This window comes from Leclercia sp. UBA5076, assembly GCF_002416465.1.
In the GTDB taxonomy this organism is placed as follows: Bacteria; Pseudomonadota; Gammaproteobacteria; order Enterobacterales; family Enterobacteriaceae; genus Enterobacter.
The window spans coordinates 1-23633 of sequence record NZ_DIAO01000008.1 but is presented as its reverse complement, the minus strand read 5'-3'; the positions used below and the strand labels follow the sequence as shown (position 1 = coordinate 23633).

General features: G+C 56.5%; 22 protein-coding genes and 1 pseudogene. 9 read left to right on the top strand and 14 right to left on the bottom strand.

Annotated features, from left to right (window positions below; genetic code table 11):
• Positions 1-55: 55 nt before the first annotated feature.
• The 4 genes from B3X29_RS07460 to rstA all read right to left on the bottom strand — a co-directional run bounded on the left by B3X29_RS07460 (position 56) and on the right by rstA (position 3707).
• On the bottom strand, positions 56-826 hold the full coding sequence (locus tag B3X29_RS07460; protein ID WP_159339016.1) for an ABC transporter ATP-binding protein: 771 nt from the start codon (positions 824-826) through the stop codon (positions 56-58).
• Complete coding sequence (locus tag B3X29_RS07455) at positions 823-1866, bottom strand: FecCD family ABC transporter permease (RefSeq protein ID WP_233210489.1); 1044 nt, start codon at positions 1864-1866, stop codon at positions 823-825. Before B3X29_RS07455 ends, B3X29_RS07460 begins: the two co-directional genes overlap by 4 nt.
• 5 nt (positions 1867-1871) lie before the next feature.
• Positions 1872-2888, bottom strand: a complete 1017-nt coding sequence (locus tag B3X29_RS07450) for an ABC transporter substrate-binding protein (RefSeq protein WP_159339014.1) — start codon at positions 2886-2888, stop codon at positions 1872-1874.
• Between the two features lie 102 nt (positions 2889-2990).
• Entirely contained in the window at positions 2991-3707 is a 717-nt protein-coding gene (gene rstA / locus B3X29_RS07445; protein WP_103179407.1) for a two-component system response regulator RstA, read from the bottom strand.
• Positions 3708-3835: 128 nt separating this feature from the next.
• Between rstA and B3X29_RS07440 the strand changes: the two genes are divergently transcribed.
• Positions 3836-4171: a GlpM family protein gene (locus tag B3X29_RS07440; protein WP_159339012.1), complete on the top strand. Its 336-nt coding sequence runs from the start codon at positions 3836-3838 to the stop codon at positions 4169-4171.
• Here the strand turns inward: B3X29_RS07440 and folM are convergent.
• The 3 genes from folM to ydgH all read right to left on the bottom strand — a co-directional run bounded on the left by folM (position 4168) and on the right by ydgH (position 7453).
• A complete protein-coding gene (folM, locus tag B3X29_RS07435; protein ID WP_103179409.1) occupies positions 4168-4890 on the bottom strand; it encodes a dihydromonapterin reductase in 723 nt (240 codons plus the stop codon). The two genes, B3X29_RS07440 and folM, sit on opposite strands and share 4 nt — an antisense overlap.
• Before the next feature lie 39 nt (positions 4891-4929).
• Entirely contained in the window at positions 4930-6312 is a 1383-nt protein-coding gene (locus tag B3X29_RS07430; RefSeq protein ID WP_103179410.1) for an amino acid permease, read from the bottom strand.
• 187 nt (positions 6313-6499) lie between these two features.
• Positions 6500-7453, bottom strand: coding sequence for a DUF1471 family protein YdgH (gene ydgH, locus B3X29_RS07425; protein WP_103179411.1), 954 nt, complete (start codon positions 7451-7453; stop codon positions 6500-6502).
• Between the two features lie 536 nt (positions 7454-7989).
• Between ydgH and pntA the strand changes: the two genes are divergently transcribed.
• From pntA to B3X29_RS07410, 3 genes are all read left to right on the top strand, one after another.
• A complete protein-coding gene (gene pntA, locus B3X29_RS07420) occupies positions 7990-9519 on the top strand; it encodes a Re/Si-specific NAD(P)(+) transhydrogenase subunit alpha (RefSeq protein WP_103179413.1) in 1530 nt (509 codons plus the stop codon).
• 10 nt (positions 9520-9529) lie between these two features.
• Positions 9530-10918, top strand: coding sequence for a Re/Si-specific NAD(P)(+) transhydrogenase subunit beta (pntB, locus tag B3X29_RS07415; RefSeq protein ID WP_103179414.1), 1389 nt, complete (start codon positions 9530-9532; stop codon positions 10916-10918).
• 112 nt (positions 10919-11030) lie between these two features.
• Positions 11031-12146, top strand: a complete 1116-nt coding sequence (locus B3X29_RS07410; RefSeq protein ID WP_290517663.1) for a mechanosensitive ion channel family protein — start codon at positions 11031-11033, stop codon at positions 12144-12146.
• A gap of 35 nt (positions 12147-12181) precedes the next feature.
• Here B3X29_RS07410 and uspE read toward each other — a convergent pair whose 3' ends face one another.
• The 6 genes from uspE to B3X29_RS07380 all read right to left on the bottom strand — a co-directional run bounded on the left by uspE (position 12182) and on the right by B3X29_RS07380 (position 19051).
• The gene (uspE, locus tag B3X29_RS07405) at positions 12182-13132 is read right to left on the bottom strand and encodes a universal stress protein UspE (RefSeq protein WP_103179416.1); all 951 of its coding nucleotides are present in this window, start codon (positions 13130-13132) and stop codon (positions 12182-12184) included.
• 137 nt (positions 13133-13269) lie between these two features.
• Positions 13270-14022, bottom strand: a complete 753-nt coding sequence (fnr, locus tag B3X29_RS07400; RefSeq protein WP_032617879.1) for a fumarate/nitrate reduction transcriptional regulator Fnr — start codon at positions 14020-14022, stop codon at positions 13270-13272.
• Positions 14023-14204: 182 nt separating this feature from the next.
• A complete protein-coding gene (gene ogt / locus B3X29_RS07395; RefSeq protein WP_103179417.1) occupies positions 14205-14720 on the bottom strand; it encodes a methylated-DNA--[protein]-cysteine S-methyltransferase in 516 nt (171 codons plus the stop codon).
• Between the two features lie 12 nt (positions 14721-14732).
• Complete coding sequence (abgT, locus tag B3X29_RS07390; RefSeq protein WP_290517662.1) at positions 14733-16259, bottom strand: p-aminobenzoyl-glutamate transporter; 1527 nt, start codon at positions 16257-16259, stop codon at positions 14733-14735.
• Positions 16260-16295: 36 nt separating this feature from the next.
• Positions 16296-17741 carry a M20 family metallopeptidase gene (locus B3X29_RS07385; RefSeq protein ID WP_159339010.1) on the bottom strand — a complete coding sequence of 482 codons (1446 nt, stop codon included), beginning with the start codon at positions 17739-17741 and terminating at the stop codon, positions 16296-16298.
• Positions 17741-19051, bottom strand: coding sequence for a M20 family metallo-hydrolase (locus tag B3X29_RS07380; RefSeq protein WP_159339008.1), 1311 nt, complete (start codon positions 19049-19051; stop codon positions 17741-17743). Before B3X29_RS07380 ends, B3X29_RS07385 begins: the two co-directional genes overlap by 1 nt.
• Positions 19052-19225: 174 nt before the next feature.
• On the opposite strand from B3X29_RS07380, the gene B3X29_RS07375 reads away from it, so the two are divergent.
• The 3 genes from B3X29_RS07375 (at position 19226) to B3X29_RS07365 (ending at position 22004) form a co-directional block, all read left to right on the top strand.
• Positions 19226-20134 carry a LysR family transcriptional regulator gene (locus B3X29_RS07375; RefSeq protein ID WP_103179421.1) on the top strand — a complete coding sequence of 303 codons (909 nt, stop codon included), beginning with the start codon at positions 19226-19228 and terminating at the stop codon, positions 20132-20134.
• A 358-nt stretch (positions 20135-20492) separates the two neighbouring features.
• On the top strand, positions 20493-21056 hold the full coding sequence (smrA, locus tag B3X29_RS07370) for a DNA endonuclease SmrA (protein ID WP_103179422.1): 564 nt from the start codon (positions 20493-20495) through the stop codon (positions 21054-21056).
• A 3-nt stretch (positions 21057-21059) separates the two neighbouring features.
• Complete coding sequence (locus B3X29_RS07365; RefSeq protein WP_159339006.1) at positions 21060-22004, top strand: zinc-dependent alcohol dehydrogenase family protein; 945 nt, start codon at positions 21060-21062, stop codon at positions 22002-22004.
• Between the two features lie 3 nt (positions 22005-22007).
• Here the strand turns inward: B3X29_RS07365 and B3X29_RS07360 are convergent, their stop codons facing one another.
• Positions 22008-23045 (bottom strand): AI-2E family transporter, encoded by a 1038-nt coding sequence (locus B3X29_RS07360; RefSeq protein ID WP_159339004.1) that lies wholly within the window; start codon positions 23043-23045, stop codon positions 22008-22010.
• Positions 23046-23179: 134 nt separating this feature from the next.
• On the opposite strand from B3X29_RS07360, the gene B3X29_RS22640 reads away from it, so the two are divergent.
• Entirely contained in the window at positions 23180-23350 is a 171-nt protein-coding gene (locus B3X29_RS22640; RefSeq protein WP_419196031.1) for a hypothetical protein, read from the top strand.
• Positions 23351-23464: 114 nt separating this feature from the next.
• Positions 23465-23611 (top strand): annotated as a pseudogene (locus tag B3X29_RS07355) (SMR family transporter); the annotation flags it as partial.
• Positions 23612-23633: the final 22 nt, after the last annotated feature.

The following is a 23633-nucleotide window of genomic DNA, read 5'->3' as shown; positions in this document are numbered from 1 at the left end:
TTAAAGAGGCTGCCCGAACGTAAGATTGACTCGCTAAGAGCGGGCATCGCCTACTTTACGCAATGGGCTGCCGCATGGCATAGCGAATGTTGAAGGTTTTGCCTTGTTTCATGACGTCCGCTTGCACATGCCAGGCGTCTTCTATCAGAGCAGGGGTCAGCACCGCATCAGGCGGACCGCTGGCTATCACGCTGCCGGATTTCAGCAGTACCAGCCGGTGGCAGTAGTTGGCGGCGAGATTCAAATCGTGAAGGGCCACCACCACCGTAATAGGCAGCTGCGTAATCAGCGTCATCAGCTCCAGCTGATACTCAATATCCAGATGGTTGGTCGGCTCATCGAGGATCAGCAGCCGTGGCTGCTGGGCCAGGGCGCGGGCGATCTGGCAGCGCTGTCTCTCTCCGCCGGAAAGCTGCCGCCACAGCCGGTGACGCAGCCCGGCAAGTTTCATCAGGCGGATAGCGTGCTCAACCGCCTGGTCGTCCTTTTCACTCCAGCCAAAAAGCCCCCTGCGGTGCGGCGTGCGCCCCAGCCGGACAATCTGCTCCACGCAGAGATCGCCATCCACTCCGGCATGCTGGGGAACAAAGGCCAGCTGTTTGGCCCGATCTCTCACGGAGATTTTATTGAGCGGGGTGCCGTTCAACTGAATATGGTGCGCATGACGGGGGAGTAACCCGGCCAGACAGCGCAGCAGCGTCGATTTTCCCGAGCCGTTCGGGCCTAACAGACCGACAATTTCACCCGCCTCCAGGTGCAGATTGATGTTGTTCAGCACCTGGCGGGACTGGAAGGTGACCTGCAATCCGCTTAATGAAAGGGTCATACGTTTTTCTCCCGGCTGCGATAGAGCAGAACCACAAAGGCAGGCGCGCCGACTAACGCGGTGACCACGCCAATGGGCAGGACCTGATGGGTGATAAGCGTGCGGGAAACCACATCGGCGAGGATCATGAAATGACTCCCGATCAGGAAGGTCAGGGGAATTGAGCGGCGATGCCCGGGGCCGCACAGCATCCGGGTAACGTGCGGGATCACCAGCCCGACAAACCCCACCGCGCCAATGATACTGACCATTACCGCCGTCACCAGCGCGCAGGTGAGCAGCAGGATAATGCGCACCAGGGTGACCGGCACGCCGAGGGTAGTGGAGACTTCATCGCCAAAGGTGAAGGTATCCAGCGCTCGTGAAAAGGCGAAGATCACCATAGATCCGGCCAGCACGACCACCAGAGCCAGGATAGCATCCGGCCAGCGAACCCCGCTCAGGCTGCCCAGCAGCCAGAACATCACGCTGCGCGACTGCTCGGCATTGGCGGAGGTACTGACAATGTAGGCGGTCAGGGCGTTAAAGAGCTGCGTCCCGGCGATGCCCGCCAGCAATATTCGTGGCGGGCTGTCGGTCATGCCGTGGGTGATGAGCATGATAAGCCCGAACGCGCAGCAGGCGCCGATAAAGGCGCCGCCGCTGATGCCCAGCGAGCTGCCGCCAATACCCAGCAACATCACACAGACGGCCCCCAGCGACGCACCGGAGGAGATCCCCAGCAGATAGGGCTCCGCCAGCGGGTTTCGCAGGATGGCCTGCATTACCAGGCCGCAAAGCGCCAGACCCCCTCCGCTGCAGGCGGCCATCAGGGCCCGGCTCATGCGGTACTGCCAGACAATGCCCTCCTCAACCTGGGGCAGCAGATAGCTACCAAGCCCCAGACCGTTGAGAATGGCTTTACCTGCGTTCGCATACGACACCGGCATATCCCCGACGGTGGCAGCGAAAACCAGCATCAACGGCAGCGTCACTATCCCGACGGCCATCAGGCTATGCTGCCGCCAGCGCGGCAGGGTAAAGGGGGCGCGGAGAATCATGATACTCATTGTTCAGCCTGGAACGTTGCCAGTTTCTCGCCGATCGCCTCAACGGCATCGACATTACGCAGGGAGGGGTTAAGTGACATTGCGGGCACCACCACGATCTGCCCCTTTTTCACGGCGGGGATGTTTCGGGTCACCGGATCGTCGTTTAAAAAGGCCTTTTTAACCGCCACATCATCCGCAGGGTAGAGACGGCGGGACATCTCAGCGATGACGATCACGTCAGGCTGCGCCTGGGCGATATGCTCCCAGGTCACGGCAGGCCATTCGTCATGGGAATCAATGATGTTTTTCAGCCCAAGCGTGTGGCTTATCCACCCCGGCGCGCCGTAATCGCCAGCCACCCAGGGATCGCCTTTCAGACGGCTGCTGGAGAACCAGAACACCACTTTCAGGGGACGAGTCTGTTTCGCGGCAGCACGGGCCTGCGCCTGCTGAATACGCTGTTTCAGCGCCTCGTTAAGCGCATTACCCTGCGGCTGGACGTCGAAAATGGTCGCCAGTTCATCGATTTCGCGTTCGATTTCGGTGATGGAAAACGGTGTGCTCCGCGCCCCGTCACCGTTCGAGCTGTCGGTGACGCTTTTGCCGATGCAGTCGGAAGGGGAGATCCAGGTCGGGATCCCCAGTGTGGCGAACTGTTCCCGGGTGCCCGTTTCCCCCTGCGGCCCGATATGCCAGTGATACTGGGCCAGCACCAGATCAGGACGCTCCGCGGTGACCGCTTCAAAGGAGGGGGCGTTATCCGCCAGCTTTTTCAGCCCGTTACCCTGTTTTGCCAGCGCATCTGGCAGAGGGCCAAACCAGACCGAGGTCGCGCCGATCTTCTTTTCGAGCCCCAGCGCCAGGAGCAATTCCGTCTCGTGTTGCCCCACCGTCACTACCCGCTGCGGGGCCTGAGTAAAGGTCTCCTTAATGCCGCAGTTCTCTACCGTCAGCGGATAAACCGTGGCGGCGACTACCGGCTGCACGAATAAAGTTAGGACAAAAGCCAGCGCCCTGTTTTGATTAAACACGTTCTCACCCTCATAAGTGTTATGTTATAACATAATACATATTATGCGGGCGGGCGCAAAAGGTTAATCATCAGGGGTAAAAATGGGCGGCTGTCGCCCCTGTTATACGTCCCAGGCGTGGGGCGCGAAAAGGTAGCCTTTGTTACGCACGGTTTTAATGCGGAACGGTTCGGTAGCGTTATCCAGCAGCTTCTTGCGCAGGCGGGAGATGGCCACGTCCACGCTGCGGTCCAGGCCATCGTAGCTGACGCCGCGCAGGTTTTTCAGCAGCGCGTCCCGATCCATAATCTGCCCGGCATGGGTTGCCAGCTCCCACAGCAGGTCGAAATCGGCCGTCGACAGCGCCACCTGCTCGCCGGAAAGCAGCACCTGGCGATTGACCGGATCGATGGAGAGTGTGCCAAAACGCAGCGCCTTGTGCGGGGTGAGCTGCGGGGCCGGGGTGTCGCTGGATGCAGCAACGTGCTGGCGCAGATGCAGGCGCACGCGTGCAAGGAGTACAGCCGGAGGGGTGGTTTTGAGGATGTAGTCGTTTGCCCCCATCTCCAGGGACAATATGTGGTTCATGTCGCTGTCGAGGGAAGTAAGCAGCACAATCGGCCCGTTCCAGCGGGCGCGCAGATCCCGGCACAGGGTCATGCCATCTTTACCCGGTAGCATAATATCCAGCAGCACCAGATCGGGTTTTTCCCGCGCCACCACCTCTTCTGCGCGGTCGCCGCGCGGTTCGACGATGACCTCAATATCATGTTTACCCAGATAAGCGGCGATCAACTGACCGACTTCAGGTTCATCCTCAACGTATACGATCTTGTTCATAGCAAGGCTGTGTCTACGGAAAACGCCAACATACACCGCGCAACCTTAACCTTCCATTAATCATTCGCAAAATGTTGCCGTTCCGTTATGCTGCCCGACATTGTTATTGTCTTGTTAAGGGGGAATGGATGGGGCTGGTAATAAAAGCGGCGTTAGGTGCGCTGGTGGTGTTACTGATTGGGGTACTGGCGAAAAGCAAAAATTATTACATTGCCGGGTTGATTCCGCTGTTTCCCACCTTTGCCCTCATTGCCCACTATATCGTCGCCTCGGCGCGGGGTATTGAGGCGCTGCGGGCGACCATCGTGTTTGGCATGTGGTCGATTATTCCCTATTTTCTCTATCTGCTTTCGCTCTGGTACTTCACCGGCATGATGCGTTTGCCGCTGGCGCTGGGCGGGGCGGTACTCTGCTGGAGCCTCAGCGCCTGGGTGTTAATTTTCTGCTGGAGCCGCTTTCACTAACGTAAAGGACGCCCGCCATCCACGCCAAAGGATCGGCCCGTGACGTAGCAGCTGGTCAGAATATAGTCGATTAAATCAATCACCTCTTTTTCTCCCGGGGCGATTTTCATCAGGGACTTATTCAGCGCCTTCTGACGATAGTCGGCATCGTCATGTTCATTAAACATAATCAGCGACGGGGCGATGGCGTTGACTTTCACCTCCGGGGCCAGCTTGCGGGCAAACGAGCGGGTCATGTTATCCAGCGCGGCTTTGCTGGCGGCGTAAGCAATGTGCTTATCGCTGCCGCGCTCAACCACGTAGTCGGTAAAGTGGATGATGTCGCTGGCGGCATGGCCGTGGCCGCGCAACAGCCCTTGTAGAGCGTGGTTGAGCAGGTAAGGGGCATGGACGTGGATCTGCAACATGCAGGAGAGCGTGTCGCTTAGCGAGTGTTCCGGGGATTCCGCCATCCATGCGCTGGCATTATGAATAATGGCGCGTAACCCGGTGGTTTCCGCTTTTACCTGGTCGGCAAAGGCCAGAATGCCCTCGTCAGAGGAAAAATCCGCCTGAATACAGGTTGCACCCGCCTCGCACAGGGTCTCGATCGCCGGGTATTTTGTGCGATAGCTGACAATGACAGGCTGGTGAAGATTCAAGAAATGGTGGGCAAGCGCGAGGCCGATACGACGACCTCCGCCAGTAATCAGGATCGGGAGCGGTTTTGCCTGTCCCATCGTTTTCTCCTTATCCGTTCGACGATGGGACGCGGTTGCTTATCCCATCAACATCCACGTTGCCGGTAATGCGGCAACCAGTAATAAGCCAATCAGCACGATTTCACGGCGCTTCAGCGCGTGCTGGAGCTGGTGCGTGCGACGGGCATAAATAAACACCAGCAGTCCCGGCGCATAGAGCACGACGGAGAGCAGCAGATGCATCGGTCCGGAGGCATACAGCAGCCATAAGCCGTAAATACAGGCGCCCATCCCCACGACGGTATGCATCGGTCGGGTAGCTATTTTTAACAAATATGCGCCCACCAGGAAATAGGGTACCAGAATCATCTCGGAGGCGATGGTTAACAACGTGTTATAGTCTGAACCTGTGAGCCAGATCAGCACCAGACAGATCTGCACGCTGATGTTGGTCAACCATAGCGACGCGGACGGCGCATTGTTTTTGTTCTGCTGCGCAAATAGACGCGGGAAGGCTTTATGGGTTGCGGCCAGGAACGGCACTTCTGCCGCCATAATGGTCCAGCTCAGATAGGCGCCGCATACGGAGACGATCAGACCGGCGGCAATCACTACCTCGCCCCAGGAACCCATCATTTTCACCATCAGGCCCGCCATCGAGGGGTTACGCATCTCCGCCAGCTCCGGACGCGCCACCACGCCCAGCGAGAGCAGGGTGACCAGTAGATAGACCCCTAATGCGGCCAGTACGGCCAACAGCGTGGCGCGGCCAACATCGTGCTTATTGCGCGCCCTGGCCGAGACAACCACCGCGCCTTCCACCCCGATAAAGACCCACAGGGTGATCAGCATGGTGTTTTTCACCTGCTCCCAGACCGGGACACCCAGCGCCACGCCGGAAAAGTCCATGCTGAAGAGATCGAGACGAAACGCAATAAACGCCAGCACGATAAAGAGCCCCAGCGGCACCAGCTTCGCAAGCGTTGCGACCAGGTTGATACTGGCCGCGGTCTGGACGCCGCGCAGTACCAGGAAATGCACGATCCACAGCAGCACCGAGGAGCCGACAATGGATTGCCAGGTATTGCCATCGCCAAAGAGCCGAAGTTCAGGGGAGTCGGTAAAGAAACTCAGCGCAGAGAAGACGATCACCAGATAAGAGACGTTGGCGATCACCGCGCACAGCCAGTAGCCCCAGGCGGAACAGAAACCCACCAGCTCACCAAAGCCTTCACGGGCGTAGGTAAAAATACCGCCGTCGAGGTCGGGACGAATGCGCGTCAGCAGCAGCATGGCGAAGGCCAGCAGCAGGATCCCGATGCCGGTGATCCCCCAGCCGATAAGCAGCGCAGACGGGCTGGCGACGGCCGCCATATTCTGCGGCAGACTGAATACACCCGCACCGAGCATGGAGCTTAAAACAAGCGCAGTCAAAGCGCTCAGGCCAAGTTTCTTTTCCATTGGCATCCTGTTTAAAAAGGGGTCGGTTCCAGAATAATTATTTCGTCGAAGCGCATAAAAATGGTGAATAACGCTAAGGCGCGGGATTTTACGGAGTGTTACGAACGCATGCAATGAGGAAGGGCCGAATTGTGGCGGTAAAGCGAAAAAAAAGGCGGCATAACGCCGCCTGAGTGAAACAGGTTACTTATTTGTACAGGTCAGCGCTGATGGTCATGTTATTACCGCGCTCCTGCCACTGGCGGGTGATGTGGTAATACTTGGCCCCTTTCTTCGCCGCACGCTTCGCCACCTGGTAAGAAATTTCGGTCATGTTGCCGTAGTTACCGGTGAATTTGATGCTGTCGAACGGAATCATCTGCGCGGCAGTGGCGTTGTTCAGCTCTTCAATTTTGGTGCCGTCGTTGAGAGTAACGCTGTAACGACCGCCTTTGGTGGTTTGGGTTTCAAAGAAACGACCCACACCAGCAACGCTGGCGCCTGGTGCAGCGCTGGTTGCCACGCCCGGGATTTCCACTTTCTTCGCTTCTTCGCCGCCTTTGGCAATGGCTGCGCGACCGGCATCAGAGTCAGCCGGGATAGCATCCGGACTCTGCAGGACACGTTTTTTCGCGTCTTTTTTATAGATGTAAGCAGTGATGCGCTGGTTACCGCCCTGGTTAGCATCGATCTGGCGAACGATGTAGTAGGCGTCAGCCCCTTTCGCTTTAGCGGCTTTGGTGATGGCGTCGTTCACTTCCGGCTGGCTGCGGTAGAAGCCCTGAATGGTGACGGTATCATACGGCTCAAGCAGAACGGCCTGATCTTTAGGCAGTTCCATCACACCGTTAATGACACGGTTTTTCACCTCTTCCGCTTTCGGGGCATCGGCTTTATAGAGCGCAACGGTGACGCGCTGGTTGCCGCTGCTGCCGTATTCGGAGTTATCCACGACGTAGAATGCGGCGGCGCCCTCTTTATCGGCACGTTTGGAGGCGGCATTAACTGCATCGCCAATTGCGTTAAAACGACCTACGATCGTAACGTGATCGTAAGGTTTCGTTGCAGCCGCTTGCTCCGGCGTTAACTCTGTCGCGGCATTGGCAGACAGAGCGGTCGCAGCAAGGAGTGCGGACGCCAGGAGAGTGTTCTTAAGCTTCATAAAAATAATCCTTCGCCTTACGCAAACCAGGTACTGGTGTAGTTGTTAATTTGAAAACGTTGACGATTATTGCATTTAACACCCTCTGCTGTCTGCGCCATTTTTTGCGGTACCCGGCAAGGTGACGATCAATTTCCATAACCTTTAGAGATATGTTGAAAAAATACCCGTTTGACCACTAAAACTAATAAAGCATATAACTTTCACAAGTTGATTTAATGTTAATAAGTTGTTTCTGGCTGGCGCTATATCGTGTTTTTACCGCTTCGACTGAGCTAAACATCGGCCCTGACGAAGAAATAAAGGCAGATATGCCTGTCAGAGATGCAGATCACTTATTTTTGACAGTTAAAGACATAAAAAGTGTTTTCTTGCTGTGGATCACAGGCGGTATTTTCAGTAGGTTATAGAAAGTTTGTTACTGTTTTATTTTCTGCGGATATGCGTGAGTAGCAGGTTAACGCCTGTTACCGTCGTTATATATCCGTGATGAATATTCGACAAACCATCATCAAAAACCGATGGAAGGGATTACTATGCGTATTGGGGTACCAAGAGAACGGTTTGCCAATGAAACCCGTGTAGCAGCGACACCAAAAACGGTGGAACAGCTGCTGAAACTGGGTTTTACCGTCGCGGTTGAAAGCGGCGCAGGCAAGCTGGCAAGTTTCGATGACGAGGCGTTTGTTCAGGCGGGCGCAGAGATTGTAGACGGCGCAAACGTCTGGCATTCGGACGTCATTCTGAAGGTCAATGCACCAGAAGAGGATGAAATTGCGCTGCTCAATCCGGGCACCACGCTGGTGAGCTTCGTCTGGCCAGCCCAGAATCCGGAGCTGATGGAGAAGCTGGCGGCGCGCGGCGTCACCGTCATGGCGATGGACTCTGTGCCGCGTATCTCGCGTGCGCAGTCGCTGGATGCCCTGAGCTCAATGGCGAACATCGCCGGCTACCGCGCCATCGTCGAGGCGGCGCATGAGTTTGGTCGCTTCTTTACCGGCCAGATCACCGCTGCGGGTAAAGTCCCACCCGCGAAAGTTATGGTGATTGGCGCAGGCGTTGCCGGTCTGGCCGCCATTGGTGCGGCGAACAGCCTCGGCGCAATCGTTCGTGCTTTTGATACCCGTCCGGAAGTAAAAGAACAGGTGCAGAGTATGGGCGCCGAGTTCCTGGAACTGGACTTCAAAGAAGAGGCGGGCAGCGGCGACGGCTACGCCAAAGTGATGTCCGAAGCCTTTATTAAAGCCGAGATGGCGCTGTTCGCTGCCCAGGCGAAAGAGGTGGACATCATTGTCACCACTGCGCTCATTCCGGGCAAACCGGCACCGAAACTGATCACCCGCGAAATGGTCGACTCCATGAAGGCCGGTAGCGTGATCGTCGATCTGGCCGCGCAAAACGGCGGCAACTGCGAATACACCGTTCCGGGTGTGGTCACCACCACCGCTAACGGCGTGAAGGTGATCGGCTATACCGATCTGCCGGGCCGTCTGCCAACCCAGTCCTCCCAGCTCTACGGCACCAACCTGGTGAACCTGCTGAAGCTGCTCTGCAAAGAGAAAGACGGCACGATCACCGTTGATTTCGAGGACGTCGTCGTGCGTGGCGTCACCGTGGTCCGCGAGGGTGAGATCACCTGGCCGGCACCGCCGATTCAGGTTTCCGCGCAGCCGCAGGCCGCCGCCAAGGCTGCTCCAGCCCCGAAAGAGCCTGAAAAACCTGCTTCGCCGTGGCGTAAGTACGCCTTGATGGCGCTGGCCATTATCCTCTTTGGCTGGCTGGCAGACGTTGCGCCGAAAGAGTTCCTCGGCCATTTCACCGTCTTTGCGCTCTCCTGCGTGGTAGGTTACTACGTGGTGTGGAACGTTTCCCATGCGCTGCATACGCCGCTGATGTCGGTTACCAACGCCATCTCCGGGATCATCGTGGTCGGAGCATTATTGCAGATTGGTCACGGCGGCTGGGTCAGTTTCCTGAGCTTTATCGCGGTACTGATCGCCAGTATCAATATTTTCGGTGGTTTCACCGTGACTCAGCGCATGCTGAAAATGTTTCGTAAGGGATAAGGGGTAACCTATGTCTGGAGGATTAGTTACCGCTGCATACATTGTTGCCGCGGTCCTGTTTATTTTCAGCCTCGCGGGGCTTTCAAAACATGAAACGTCGCAGCAGGGCAATAACTTTGGTATCGCCGGGATGGCGATTGCGCTGATTGCCACGATTTTCGGACCGGACACCGGCAACGTCGCGTGGATCCTGGTGGCGATGATCATCGGTGGTGCGATTGGTATTCGTCTTGCCAAACGCGTTGAAATGACCGAGATGCCGGAACTGGTGGCGATCCTGCACAGTTTCGTCGGTCTGGCCGCGGTGCTGGTTGGCTTTAACAGCTACCTCTATCACGAACCGGGTATGGAGCCGATTCTGGTTAATATCCACCTGACTGAAGTGTTCCTTGGCATCTTCATCGGGGCGGTAACCTTTACCGGTTCTATCGTGGCCTTCGGTAAGCTGCGCGGCAAGATCTCCTCTAAACCGCTGATGCTGCCAAACCGTCATAAGCTGAACCTCGCCGCGCTGGTGGTGTCGTTTCTGCTGATGGTGGTCTTCGTGCGCACCGACAGCGTGGGCTTGCAGGTACTGGCGCTGCTGGTGATGACCATCATCGCGCTGGCATTTGGCTGGCACCTGGTGGCCTCTATCGGGGGGGCCGATATGCCGGTGGTGGTTTCCATGCTGAACTCCTACTCCGGTTGGGCGGCGGCGGCGGCGGGCTTTATGCTGAGCAACGACCTGCTGATCGTCACCGGTGCGCTGGTGGGTTCAAGCGGTGCGATCCTCTCCTACATCATGTGTAAGGCGATGAACCGCTCGTTTATCAGCGTGATCGCCGGGGGCTTTGGTACCGACGGACAGACCTCCGGCGGTGACGAAGAGGTGGGTGAGCATCGTGAAATCAGCGCCGAAGAGACTGCCGACATGCTGAAAAACTCGCATACGGTCATCATCACCCCAGGCTACGGCATGGCGGTGGCGCAGGCGCAGTATCCGGTTGCGGAAATCACCGAACGTCTGCGTGCTCGCGGCATTAAGGTGCGCTTCGGTATTCACCCGGTTGCCGGGCGTCTGCCGGGCCACATGAACGTGCTGCTGGCAGAGGCGAAAGTGCCTTACGATATCGTGCTGGAGATGGATGAGATCAACGACGACTTCTCCGACACCGATACCGTGCTGGTCATCGGCGCCAACGATACCGTCAATCCGGCGGCACAGGACGATCCGAAGAGCCCGATCGCCGGTATGCCGGTTCTGGAAGTGTGGAAGGCGCAGAATGTTATCGTCTTCAAGCGCTCCATGAACACCGGTTACGCTGGTGTACAGAACCCGCTGTTCTTTAAAGAGAACACCCACATGCTGTTTGGCGATGCCAAAGCCAGCGTGGATGCGATCTTAAAAGCGCTCTAAGCCTCTCTTATCCACAGTGAATAAACCGCCCAACAGGGCGGTTTTCTTATTTCTGCCGCCAACGTATTCCATCTGTCTATACTTTTAACTTTGTGTGAAGGGAGGAGAGATAATGCGGTTTTTGTCCCACTTCGATTTTCTGGCGCTCATAATGACCCCCACGTTCTGGATTGGCTTCGGTACCGTGGTGGTGGTGACGCTTCTGGTTTACTGGCTGTTAAAGCGCATCATCACCTTTGTACACAAGGGGATCACCAACTGGGGCGATAAACATCCCACCACACGCCGGATGCAGCTGATCCTCACCGAGATGCTGAACAGAACCAGCCGGGTCATGCTCTTTGTGGTCGCTTTTCTTATCAGCCTGCGCTTCGTGGAACTTCCTGACCGCCTCTCCGGCACCCTCAGCCACGCCTGGTTCCTCGTGCTGGCGATTCAGGTGGCGCTCTGGATGGATCAGGGGGTGGTCTCCTGGCTGCGACACGTTATGCTGGCGCCGGGAAACCATAAAAACCCGGTCACTCTGGTGATCACCGGCCTGATCCTGCGGGCGATTGTCTGGTCAGTGATGCTGCTCTCTATTCTTGCCAACGCCGGCGTCAACATCACGGCGCTGGTAGCAAGCCTGGGGGTCGGGGGTATCGCCATTGCCCTGGCGGTGCAAACCATCCTGAGCGACGTCTTCGCTTCGCTCTCAATTGGGTTCGATAAACCCTTCGAAATTGGCGATTTCGTGGTGTTTAACGACGTGGCCGGGACGGTGGAGCATATCGGTCTTAAAACGACGCGTATTCGCAGCCTGAGCGGGGAGCAGATTGTCTGCGGTAATGCGATCCTGCTTCAGCAAACGCTGCACAACTATAAGCGTATGCAGACGCGCCGAATCGTCTTTACCTTCGGCGTTGCCAGCGACACGCCGCCTGAGAAGCTGCGCATCATTGGCGATAACGTGAAAAAAATCATCACCGATATCGGCGAAACGCGTTTTGACCGTGCCCATCTGCTCGGTTTTGACAAAGACCGTCTCACCTTTGAGGTGGTGCATATCGTCAACACCGCGGATTACAACAAATACATGGATATCCAGCAGGAGATCAATATCCGTATCCTGGAGAGCCTGAATGATGAAGGGGTAAAACTGGCTCTGCCAAGCATGGTGCTGCATGCACCGTGGATGAAAGAGGGCGAGAGGGCACAGCCTTCGACACAGCCTGTCACCGAGAGCTAGAAAAAAAGCCCGCCAATTGGCGGGCTTTTTTATGTTTAGTCGTCTTCGTCGTCGTCGAGCTCAACCGGGGTTTGATACTGATCGGGCTTGATGACCAGCAGATCACAGCGCAGATGGTCGATCACCTGTTCGGCGGTGTTGCCGAGGAAGGCGGCTGAAATACCGGTGCGGCCAATAGTGCCTAACACCACGATACCGGCCTGCAGATGCTCGGACAGATCGGGGATCACCTCTTCAGGCAGCCCTTTTTCGACATGGGTCAGTTTTTCATCGATACCAAATTTTTGCCGCAGGGATTTCATCGCCAGCAGATGCTGGCCGCGGATGGCGTCGTTATAAACGGTCGGGTCAAATTCCGGGAGTTCGATGGCGATGTTGATGGGCGTAACCGGGTAGGCGCCCACAAGGTGGACTTCGGTATGGTTGACCTTCTCGGCGAGATAGAGCGTCTCTTTGATCAGCTTCTCGTTGAGGGCGTTGTGGTAGTTCTCTTCGCTGGCAAGATTGACCGCCACCACCGCTTTGCCGCCTTCCGGCCACGGCTGGTCTTTAACCATCCACACCGGGCACGGGCATTTGCGCAGCAGGTGCCAGTCGGTCGGCGTGAAAATCACCGCCTCGAGCTTGTCGTGCTGATGGGCCATTTTCAGGAGCAGATCGTGTTCGCCGCTCACCACTTCCTGGATGATGGCTTCAAACGGACGGTTATGCCACACCACCTTAATCTCAATGGGTACACCGGCATCAAGATAGAATTTTGCCTGTTCGCGGATCCAGGCCGTACGCTGGCTGATCACGCCCTGACGCATGGCGGTGCGTTCGTCAGGCGACAGAAGGGTGGTCATTTCGTAAGAAAAGTCATATATCGGCAGAAACGCTTTGATTCTGCCACCAATCCGTTGATGTAAATAGACAGCTCGTCGTAACGCCGGTTGATCGTCCTGATTAGGATCGATGGCCACCAGCATGTTTTGATACTTTGCCATACAGGTCTCCTTACTACTGTCACCACAGTCTGTAAGTAAAAGAGTAACCTATATATCTGAAATGAAACAGAGGGGAAGTTTTGCCAGATCAATAAATCAGTAAAATTACCGATCTGGCAAACAGAAGTCAGATGAATTTATGCGACGTTACGCGAGTGGCCCGCCAGCACTGCCAGCGCTTCACCATTCTCAATGGTGATGTATTTCCCTTTTACCGCCAGCATGCCGCTTTTCTGGAAACGCCCCAGCAGACGGCTGATGGTCTCAACGGTCAGGCCCAGGTAGTTACCGATATCGCCACGGGTCATGGTCAGACGGAACTCACGAGGAGAGAAGCCGCGCTCGGCGAAACGACGGGAGAGGTTGTAGATAAACGCGGCCAGGCGTTCTTCTGCATTCTTTTTGGAAAGCAGCAGAATCATATCCTGATCCCCTTTGATCTCACCGCTCATCAGACGCATCATCTGCTGGCGCAGGTTAGGCATTTTGCCTGACAGATCGTCCAGCGTTTCAAACGGGATTTCGCAGACCATTGAGGTTTCCAGCGCCTGGGCGAAGCTCGGGTGGTTACCGGTGCCAATGGCGTCAAAGCCGACCAGGTCGCCCGCCAGGTGGAAGCCGGTGATCTGCTCGTCGCCCTGTTCGGTGATGGTATAGCTTTTAATAGTGCCAGAGCGGATAGCGTACAGCGACTTCAGTTCGTCTCCCGCTTTAAACAGCGTCTGCCCTTTCTGAATCGGCTTTTTACGCTCGATAATATTATCAAGCTGATCAAGCTCGTGCTCATTCAGGGTAAACGGGATACAGAGCTGGCTGATGCTGCAGTCCTGACAATGGATAGCACAACCGCCAGACTGAATGCGTCGAATAATTCGCTTTTCCGGGATCATAGGTATGCTCAAGCCTTAATTGATATTGGTCAATTTTAACATCTTTTTTGACCCTGCGTAAGCCTGCTAAACCATCAATAAGGTCAAGAAGCGTGAATGTGTCAGCATCTTCTTGAAATTCCACAACTTGGTTGCGGATATTTCAATTAACTTAAGGAATATTAAGCACTAAAAGCCTGGAACTACAGCAGTAAATAGCCTTCATGACGCAGTAACCACTCTTTGCGCTGCACCCCGCCAGCATACCCGGTGAGGGTGCCGTTACGTCCGATAACGCGATGGCAGGGCACCACAATACTGACCGGATTGGAGCCGTTAGCTGCCCCGACGGCACGCGCCGCACCCGGGCGGCCAAGCTGTGCTGCCAGCTGCCCGTAGTGCATCACCTGGCCGCAGGGAATGGAACGCAACGCCTGCCACACCTCACGCTGAAAAGGGGTACCCGCGGTGGCGGTTGGCAGGGTATCGATAATGCTGAGATCGCCCTCGAACCAGGCGGTGAGCTTTTCGCTCAGCCCGCCCGGATTGCTGGTGCTGATGCGCTCGTAGCCCTGCGCCCGGTAGTGGATATTCAGCAGCTCCACCATCCGGTTGCTGTGCTCCTCCCACTCAACGGCGCGCAGGTTGAATTGCTCATCGGCAATGACCCACAGCGGCCCAAGGGGCGTAGCAATTTTGTCTTCGAGTAATCTCAGCATCTGGCACATTCCTTAGTTCAGTCGCGGGTAGACCCCTGGCCCGATAGGCAGGCCGACAAGATACCACGCCACCAGCATCAGCAACCATACCCCTAAAAAGATAAGCGGATACGGCAGCACCAGCGAATAGTAGGTACCCAGTTTCGCCTCGGGCTTGTAGCGCTGCAGGAAGCCTAAAAACAGCGGCACAAAGGGGGAGACCGGCGCCAGCGGGATGACCGATGAATCCGCCACGCGAAAGAGGATCTGCGCAAACGCCGGATGGAAACCCAGCAGCATGAACATCGGCACGAAAATAGGGGCCAGGATCGACCAGATGGCCGAGCCGCTGGCGATAAACATGCAGAGCAGGGACGACAGCAGCGCCAGGCCCACAAACGCCGGCACGCCGCTCAGCCCGGCACTCTCCAGAATATCGGTCAGCCCCACCGCCATAAATTTGCCCATGTTGCTCCAGTTAAACATGGCGACAAACTGCGCCAGCGGGAACACCATCACGATAAACCCGGCCATCTCCTTCATCGGCTCGATCATCAGCTGCGGCAGATCGCCCTGACGACGCACTTTCCCGGTAGCGATACCGTAGGCCAGCGAGACGACAAAGAAGAAGAGGATAATCAGCGGCACGATGCCTTTGATAAACGGCGAAGGCAGAACGGTATGTTTCACCGGATCGCGCAGGATACCGCTCTCCGGCACCACCATCAGCGCAATGGCGGCGATAAAGAGCAGCGACACCACCCCAGCCACCCGCAGCCCCCGGCGCTGCTCTGGCGTTAATGCATCCAGCTTTTCATCGCTGTTGCCCTGCCACTTGCCCAGACGCGGCTCCACGATCTTATCGGTGATCAGCCCCCCGACAAGGGTCAGCACAATCACCGAGCTGGCCATAAAGTACCAGTTGTCGATCACGCTGACGTGCATCGCAGCATCGATGGATTTTGCCGCTTCGGTGCTGATACCGGAAAGCAACACGTCGGTGGTGACGATCAGCAGATTGGCGGTAAAGCCACAGCCGACCCCGGCGATGGCCGCCAGCAGACCCGCCACCGGGTGCCTTCCCACCGCAAGGAAGATCAGCGCTCCCATCGGGGGCATGATCACCAGCGCGGCATCCGATGAGATATGGCTGAAGAAAGCGATAAACAGCACCATATAGCTGGCGTAACGCGCGCTGACGTGGGAGGCCATCTTGACCATCATCGCAGGCAGCAGGCCGGAACGTTCAGCCAGACCCGCTCCCAGCACCAGCGCCAGGATGGCCCCCAACGGCGCGAAGCCGCTGAAGTTTTTAACCACGTTCGGTAAAAACCAGTGCAGACCTTCAACGCTGAGCAGATTCTTTACCGCCACCATGCTGCCGTCAGCCGGATTACGGGCGCTGACGTCAAAGGCCGATAATATGGCGGTAGCGACCATCAAAATCACAATCAAATAGATAAATAGCAGGAAAGGATGGGGCACTTTATTACCGATCCTTTCAACCCAACCATAGAGCTTGCCGGATGGGGAATGCGAAGGTATGGATGACATACTCATGGGCGTTCCTCGGGAGTGTTGTGTTGTTGTGTTTTATTATTTTAAAGGTGACGGTGTCACGTTTTCTGGAATCGGGCAAACGTACGGTTTTTCAGTGATTTGTTGAGTAAACTCCTCGCGGCAGGCGGCGAGCAGCGCCGGATCCTGAAGAAGCGCCAGGGCTGTTGCGCCCATCACTTTGCCCGCCTGGAGCATGCCTTTATGGGCGATGGAGGTGCGGCCCTGGGCAACCAGCTGCCAGGTATGGAGCGGCGTGCCCACGGTAAAGCAGGGGCTGAAGCACTGGGCAACCGGCATTTTCCAGCTCACATCACCCACATCGGTGGAGCCCGCAAGCACATTATCGGTGATGGCATAAGGGGCCACCTCGTCAATCAGCAGGGTCTGCTGATGGCGGCGGGCAAACTGCTTACCCGCTTCACCCCCGGTGGCAGCGATATTTTTCAGGCTGTTCTGCAGATCGTTGTCGCTCAGCGTGGCGCGGATCTCCGCCGCGAAGCCGCGCTCCTCGTCGCTCCACTCTGGCGTACCGTAATGCTGAACGGCGCGGTACATGGCGGCCTCCAGGGTGCGGTTAGGCAGGTAGCTGGAGCAGGCCTTTTCAAAGCGTCGCTCCACGGTGGTTTCGGTCATCAGCGCCGCACCCTGGGCAATCTTTTCGATACGCTCATAGATCTGCTGCGCGTCAGCCATCTCCGGGGCGCGGATCAGATAGAGGACTTCCGCCTGAGCCTGCACCACGTTCGGTGAGATGCCGCCGGTATCGGTGATGGCGTAATGGACCCGGGCTTTTTCAATAATATGTTCATTGAGAAAATTGGTGCCGGTGGTCATCAGGGTGACGGCATCCAGCGCGCTACGGCCAAGATGCGGGGAGTTCGCTGCATGGGCCGCGGTGCCGTGAAAACGCCATGCCACCTGGATGTTGGCCAGGGTGCTGACGTTAAACATCCCGGCGAATGCTTCGGGGTGCCAGGTAACGGCGGCATCCACATCGTCGAACAACCCCTCGCGCACCATAAAGGTTTTTCCCGATCCGCCTTCTTCGCCGGGGCAGCCGTAAAAGCGCACAGTACCGCTGCCACCCTGCTGCTCCAGCCAGCTTTTTACCGCCACCGCGGCTGCCAGCCCGGCGGTGCCGAGCAGGTTATGCCCGCAGCCGTGGCCGTTGGCTCCCGGGGTATCGCTTTGCGGGGTGGCGCAGTCCGCCTGCTGGCTTAATCCTGCCAGGGCGTCATACTCCCCCAGAACGGCGATAACCGGTTTCCCCTCGCCGTAGCTGGCAATAAAGGCGTTCGGTATGCCACCGGCCTCCCGGGTCAGGGTAAAGCCCGTCTCTTCCAGGGCGCTGGCAAGCCGTTCGGCAGACCAGAACTCTTCGAAGCGGGTCTCCGGGTGATCCCAGATCGCATCGGCAATGGCGGTAAACTGCTGCGCGCGGGTGTCGATGGCATCCTCAACAAAACGGTAAATTGACGACATTACACACCTCGCGTCCACGGGAAGTTAAGCGCGGTACGCGCCAGGGTTTCGATGGCAATCAACATCACCGTCTCATCGAAATCGAATTTTTCGTTGTGATGTCCGGCGCTGAGGGTGGTGCCAAATACCATATAGGAGGCAAGCCCGCCGTTTTGCTGGACCCGGGCCATCATCAGGGTGGCATCTTCCGAGCCGGCAGGGGCTTTCACCTTATCGATGGACTGCTCAACGCCTGCCACCTGTTGCGCCTGTTCGCGTAAGTAGTTGACCCACGCCGGGGACGGCGTACTGGAGGTGGCTGCACCCATCAGGCGCAACTCGCTGCTGACGCCATGCATCGCCGCCGCACCGTCAATCACCGCTTTGGCGCGCGCAAAGACGTAGTTGTTAATCGCTTCGCTCTCGCCGCGGGTCTCCACTTTCAGCAGGGCGCTGGCGGGCACGACGTTACGGCCGCTGCCCGCCTGCATCACGCCGACGTTAACCCGCGACGCACCTTCGCTGTGCGGGGCGATGCTGTGCAGGCCGATCGCCGCCTGGGCAGCGGCCAGCAGGGCGTTGCGTCCCTCTTCAGGCTTGCCGCCCGCATGCGCCGCCACGCCGGTAAAGCGCACGTCGAATTTGGTGGTGGCCATAAAATTATCGCTGCCGCAGATGACGGTGCCCGCAGGCACGCCGGTGCCAATGTGGATGGCGGTGAAATAGTCCACGCCGTCGAGCGCGCCTGCCGCCACCATCGCCCGTGCGCCGCGGGTACCCTCTTCGGCAGGCTGGAAGATCAGTTTGATGGTGCCGTTGAGCTGCTCGCGGTACTGCATCAGCAGATGCGCCAGTCCAAGACCAATGGTGGTATGCCCATCGTGGGCGCAGGCGTGCATCATGCCGCCGTTACAGGAGGCAAAACCTTCCCGGAAGGGAAGATGGTCGTTGTCGCGGGCTTCATCAAGATCCAGCGCGTCCATGTCCACGCGAAACGCCAGCGTCGGCCCGGGGCGGCCCGTTTGCAGCGTGGCGACAATACCGGTAAAACCGCCTTCAAAGGCGCTAAGCCATTTTTCAGGCGCGCCTTGCTGACGCGCGCGGGCAAAGGCCTCTGCCAGGGTGGCGTCGTCTGGCAGGCCCATCCGGGTGTCGGCATCGACCACATCCCGGCCCATCGCCAGGTCATAGCCTAGCTGATCCAGTATCTCTGCGACCTTTGCCGCGGTGCGGAACTCGACCCATCCGGATTCAGCAAAATGGTGAAAATCGCGTCGCCACGCGGTGAGTTGGGGGAAGAGGGCCTTCAGGTCCTGCGCCAGTCTCTGCATTTCGTTTCCTCTATCATAAGAATGTGTGAACTGCTTCACACTGTGATAGTTTTTACTTATCACTAACCGTTTTTTCACAGATTTAACCGTTCGTGGCTTACCCTCGCACAATCAATTCCATTACAGTAGATGACAGTTTCTTTTCTCTGATAAACAACGGTTATCGGTGCCGACATGACATTTCAGGTAAAATTTCACCAGCTGCGGGCGTTCGTGGAAGTGGCAAAACAGGGAAGCATTCGGGGAGCCAGCCGGGTACTGAACCTGTCGCAACCGGCGCTGACCAAATCGATTAAAGAGCTGGAGGAGGGCATCGCGGCGCAGCTGTTCATCCGCCGCAGTAAAGGGGTGACTCTCACCGAGTGCGGAGAGAGTTTTTATCAGCATGCCAGCCTGATCCTCGAAGAGTTACGCAGCGCCCAGGATGATATTCGTCAGCGACAAGGCCAGCAGGCGGGGCAAATTAATATCGGCATGGGCGCCAGTATTGCTCGTTTGTTAATGCCCGCGGTTATCAAACGCTTCCATCAGCAGCATCCGCAGGTGAAGGTGCGGATTATGGAAGGGCAATTAGTGTCGATGATTAATGAATTACGCCAGGGCGAACTCGATTTCACCATAAATACCTATTATCAGGGCCCTTATGATCATGAGTTCACGTTTGAAAAATTGTTTGAGAAACCGTTTGCGATATTTTGTCGTGAAGGTCATCCGGCGACTGGCGCTAAATCAATTAATGAGTTACTGAAATACAGCTGGACAATGCCAACGCCGCGCGGCAGTTATTATAAGCAGCTGGAAGAGATGTTTTCTCATCGCCAACAAATCCCGCATATTGGCGTGGTATGCGAAACGTTTTCATCAAGTATTAGCCTGGTGGCCCACAGTGATTTTCTCAGCATTTTGCCGCAGGAACTGGGTTGCGACCCGCTGCTGGCACAGCGTCTGGTCATGATCCCGGTAAAAGAACCTTTACCAAAAGCCACCTATTACCTGATTCAAAGAAGAGATTCCCGACAGACGCCGTTGACCGATTCATTAATCACACAATTCAGGCGCCATGCCCGGCAGGTTATTTCTTAACCACATTCACCTTAAAAAAATGGAGCCTGTCGACATCCAACAGACCCCACAGTACACACAGCATTGCTCCACATGCGACTCTGCTTATTGTTTCCATAGTGCAGATACCTTTGTATATATCATTTTTTTGACAATAATACAGATAAGAAAGCGCCTGGTTTTTAAAAGTTTTACCTGAGTCATAAAGTTTATCATTAATAAAAATAAACTTAAGTGCGCTTTAATTATTAATTAAAATAACTGTATTTATTATTATTTTCTTACTGGTTGTTTTTTGGCCGTGCAGACAGGGTAACGCCGCATTGAGCCAGGGTGAGGGGGCAGGTATAGTAGCCTGTCAGCTAAGCAGGAGGATGCCATGAACCCAGAAGATAAATCGCTTTTTCTTGATGCGATGGAGGATGTCCAGCCCCTCAAGCGCTGTACCGAGGTCCACTGGCAGCCAACGCGCGCCTCGCGTACCCGCCAGCCCGTGGATATCACCCAGCTCGATAACTTTCTGACCACCGGCTTTCTGGATGTCATCCCCCTTGCGGAGCAGTTGGCTTTCCAGCGTGAAGGGGTACAACAGGGGGTTATCGACAAGCTGCGCTCGGGCAAATATCCGCGTCAGGCGAGCCTTACTTTGCTGCGTCAGCCCGTTGAGCAGTGCCGCCAGCAGCTGTATACCTTTATTCGTCAGGCGGAGCGTGACGGCCTGCGTAACCTGATTATCATTCATGGTAAAGGGCGCGACGACAATTCTCACGCCAACATCGTGCGCAGCTATCTGGCGCGCTGGTTGACCGAGTTTGAGGCGGTGCAGGCCTTTTGCGTCGCCCAGCCGCACCACGGCGGCAGTGGCGCCTGTTACGTCGCGCTGCGTAAATCAGGTGAGGCGAAGCAGGAAAACTTTGAGCGTCACGCCAAGCGCAGCCGTTAGAGTATGGAAAACACCGTATTATGCTACCGCCAGTTTGGTGAGCCTGAGTCTGTTCTGCGGCGGGAAACGGCGATAAAAGCGCCGCTGAAATCGGGAGATATTCGGGTGCAGATGCTGATGGCGCCGATCAACGCTTCGGATCTTATCCCCATTACGGGCGCTTACCGCCATCGCATTACCCTGCCTGCCGTCGCCGGATACGAAGGCGTAGGGCGAGTGATTGCCGCGCCGGACAGCGCGGCGGCGCTTATCGGCACGCGGGTTCTGCCCCTGCGTGGGGAAGGCACCTGGCAAGAGTATGTGGATTGCCCGGCGACGCTTGCGATCCCGGTTCCGGATACCATTCCTGACTCGCTGGCGGCGCGGGCGTTCATCAATCCACTGGCGGCCTGGCTGATGCTCAGCCTCTATCCCCCACAGGGGAAACGGGTGCTGTTGACTGCCGCCGGTTCGGACTGCGCCATTTTGCTGGGGCAGTGGGCGCTGCGGCAGGACGCAACCGAGGTTTACGGCATTCACCGCTCGCCGGTACATGCCGACCGGCTGCGGGCGATGGGGATTATCCCCGTTGCCCAGCAAGACATTGACAGCGTGCGTGCCCTCGCTGCGGCCAGCGATATCGTCTATGACGCCACCGGCGGCGAGCTGGCGCTGGCGATCCTGGGGGCGATGGACAAAAGCGCCGTCTTTGTCTGCTACGGTTTGCTCTCCGGTCAGCCCTTTGCATTACAGCGTCACTTTCCGGCGGTGCACTGGTTTCATATCCGCAACTATCTGGATGCGCTCACACCTGAGGCGTGGCAGGCGGCATTTTGCGATATCTGGTCATGGCTTGCCGCCAGCCACTACAGTGACACGACGCTGTTGCCCTTTACCGACTGGCAATCAGCGCTTGCCCATTACCGCCAGGCGGGACGAACCCGCAAGCCGCTGCTGGAGATTGGCTAACCGTCACGTTTCCCGGCTCATATCGCTGAGCAGCAGGGCAATGCTTTTGCCGCCCTGGGTCTGCTCCAGCGCAATCTTCGCAATAATGGTCAGGGGCACCGACAGCAGCATGCCAACCGGACCCAACAGCCAGCCCCAGAAGATCAGCGACAAAAAGACCACCAGGGTGGAGAGACCCAGCCCGCGGCCCATCACGCGGGGCTCGAGGATATTGCCGAAGATCAGGTTCACCAGCAGATAACCTGCCAGCAGCACCAGCGCAGCGTAAAAGCCGCTGAAGACCAGCACCTGGGCAATCGGGGGAACGGCGGCCAGCACCGAACCGATGTTGGGGATATAGTTCAGCGCAAAGGCCAGCAGCGCCCAGACGAAGGCAAACCGTACCTCCAGCACCGCCAGCATCCCCCACACCACCAGCCCGGTCACCAGACTAATGGCGGTCTTCAGCACCAGATAGTGCGACACGCTGTCAAGGGCGCGCTGGATGGCAGCCATGCCTTCCACCGGGCGGGTCATCAGAGGCTGGAGTTTCGCCGGCAGCTGCGGCACCTCCAGCAGCATAAAGACCACGGTCAGCAGTAAAAGAAAAATGGAGGTCATGGCGCTGGAGAGCTGGGCCAGCAGGGCGGTCACCAGCGTCATGGCGGCATTGGGGTCAATATATTTCAGCAGCTCTTCCATCGACACCTCAATTCCGGCCCGCTGCAGCCAGGGCTCAAGATGCAGCAGCGGAACGGCCAGCGAGGTGCGATAGTGCGGCAGGGTGCGGGCCAGTTCATTCAGCGAGGTGCCGAGATAAGCCACCAGCAAAGCCATCAGCACCATGATAAGCACAATCGGCAGGGTGATAGCCAGCACGCGTGGCAGACGAAGCCGCACCAGTCTTCGCACAACAGGCTGAAGCACCACGGCGATAAACAGCGCCAGGATAAAGGGCACGATAATATCTGCCGCGAAACGGATCCCGGTAAGTACAATCACCAGCATGCCAAGCATAATGACTATTTTTAATCCGTTGAGGGTAATAATGGGTTTCGCCATGCTGGCTCCTGATAATGTCCTTTATATTTATTCTAGCGGCGCAGCACGCTTAATAAATTAACCAAACGCAAACGATGAGGGTAAAGAAATGAAAATGCTTTGAGTAAAATCCTGGCTTATGGTAGAAATCAGCTGTGTTTAACTACTGGAGACAATTTTCATCTGCACTGACGAGAAGCAACACCGCAGATAATTGTAATTTTATGGACAATCTGTTCAGCACCGTTTTATCAAAAATCACTCCCGCTCTGTTCTCCTCTTTTTGCCTTACGTCTGGCGAGCAACACTGGCGCAACGCGCTGTAGACCCTCTCTCTGCCTGAGCTGGCGCATTGCGTCCGGCTAATCTGTTACGTTTTTTTATCCGGCTGCCGTTACTGGCGAGCCGCGAAGGATTATATTCTCAAGCAGGAGAAAAACATGTTTTACTGGATCCTCTTAGGTCTTGCTATCGTTGCTGAAATAACCGGCACCCTCTCCATGAAATGGGCCAGCGTCACCGGCAGTCACAGCGGCTATATTTTAATGCTGTCGATGATTGCGCTGTCCTATATTTTCCTCAGTTTTGGGTAATGACTCCAACTTATTG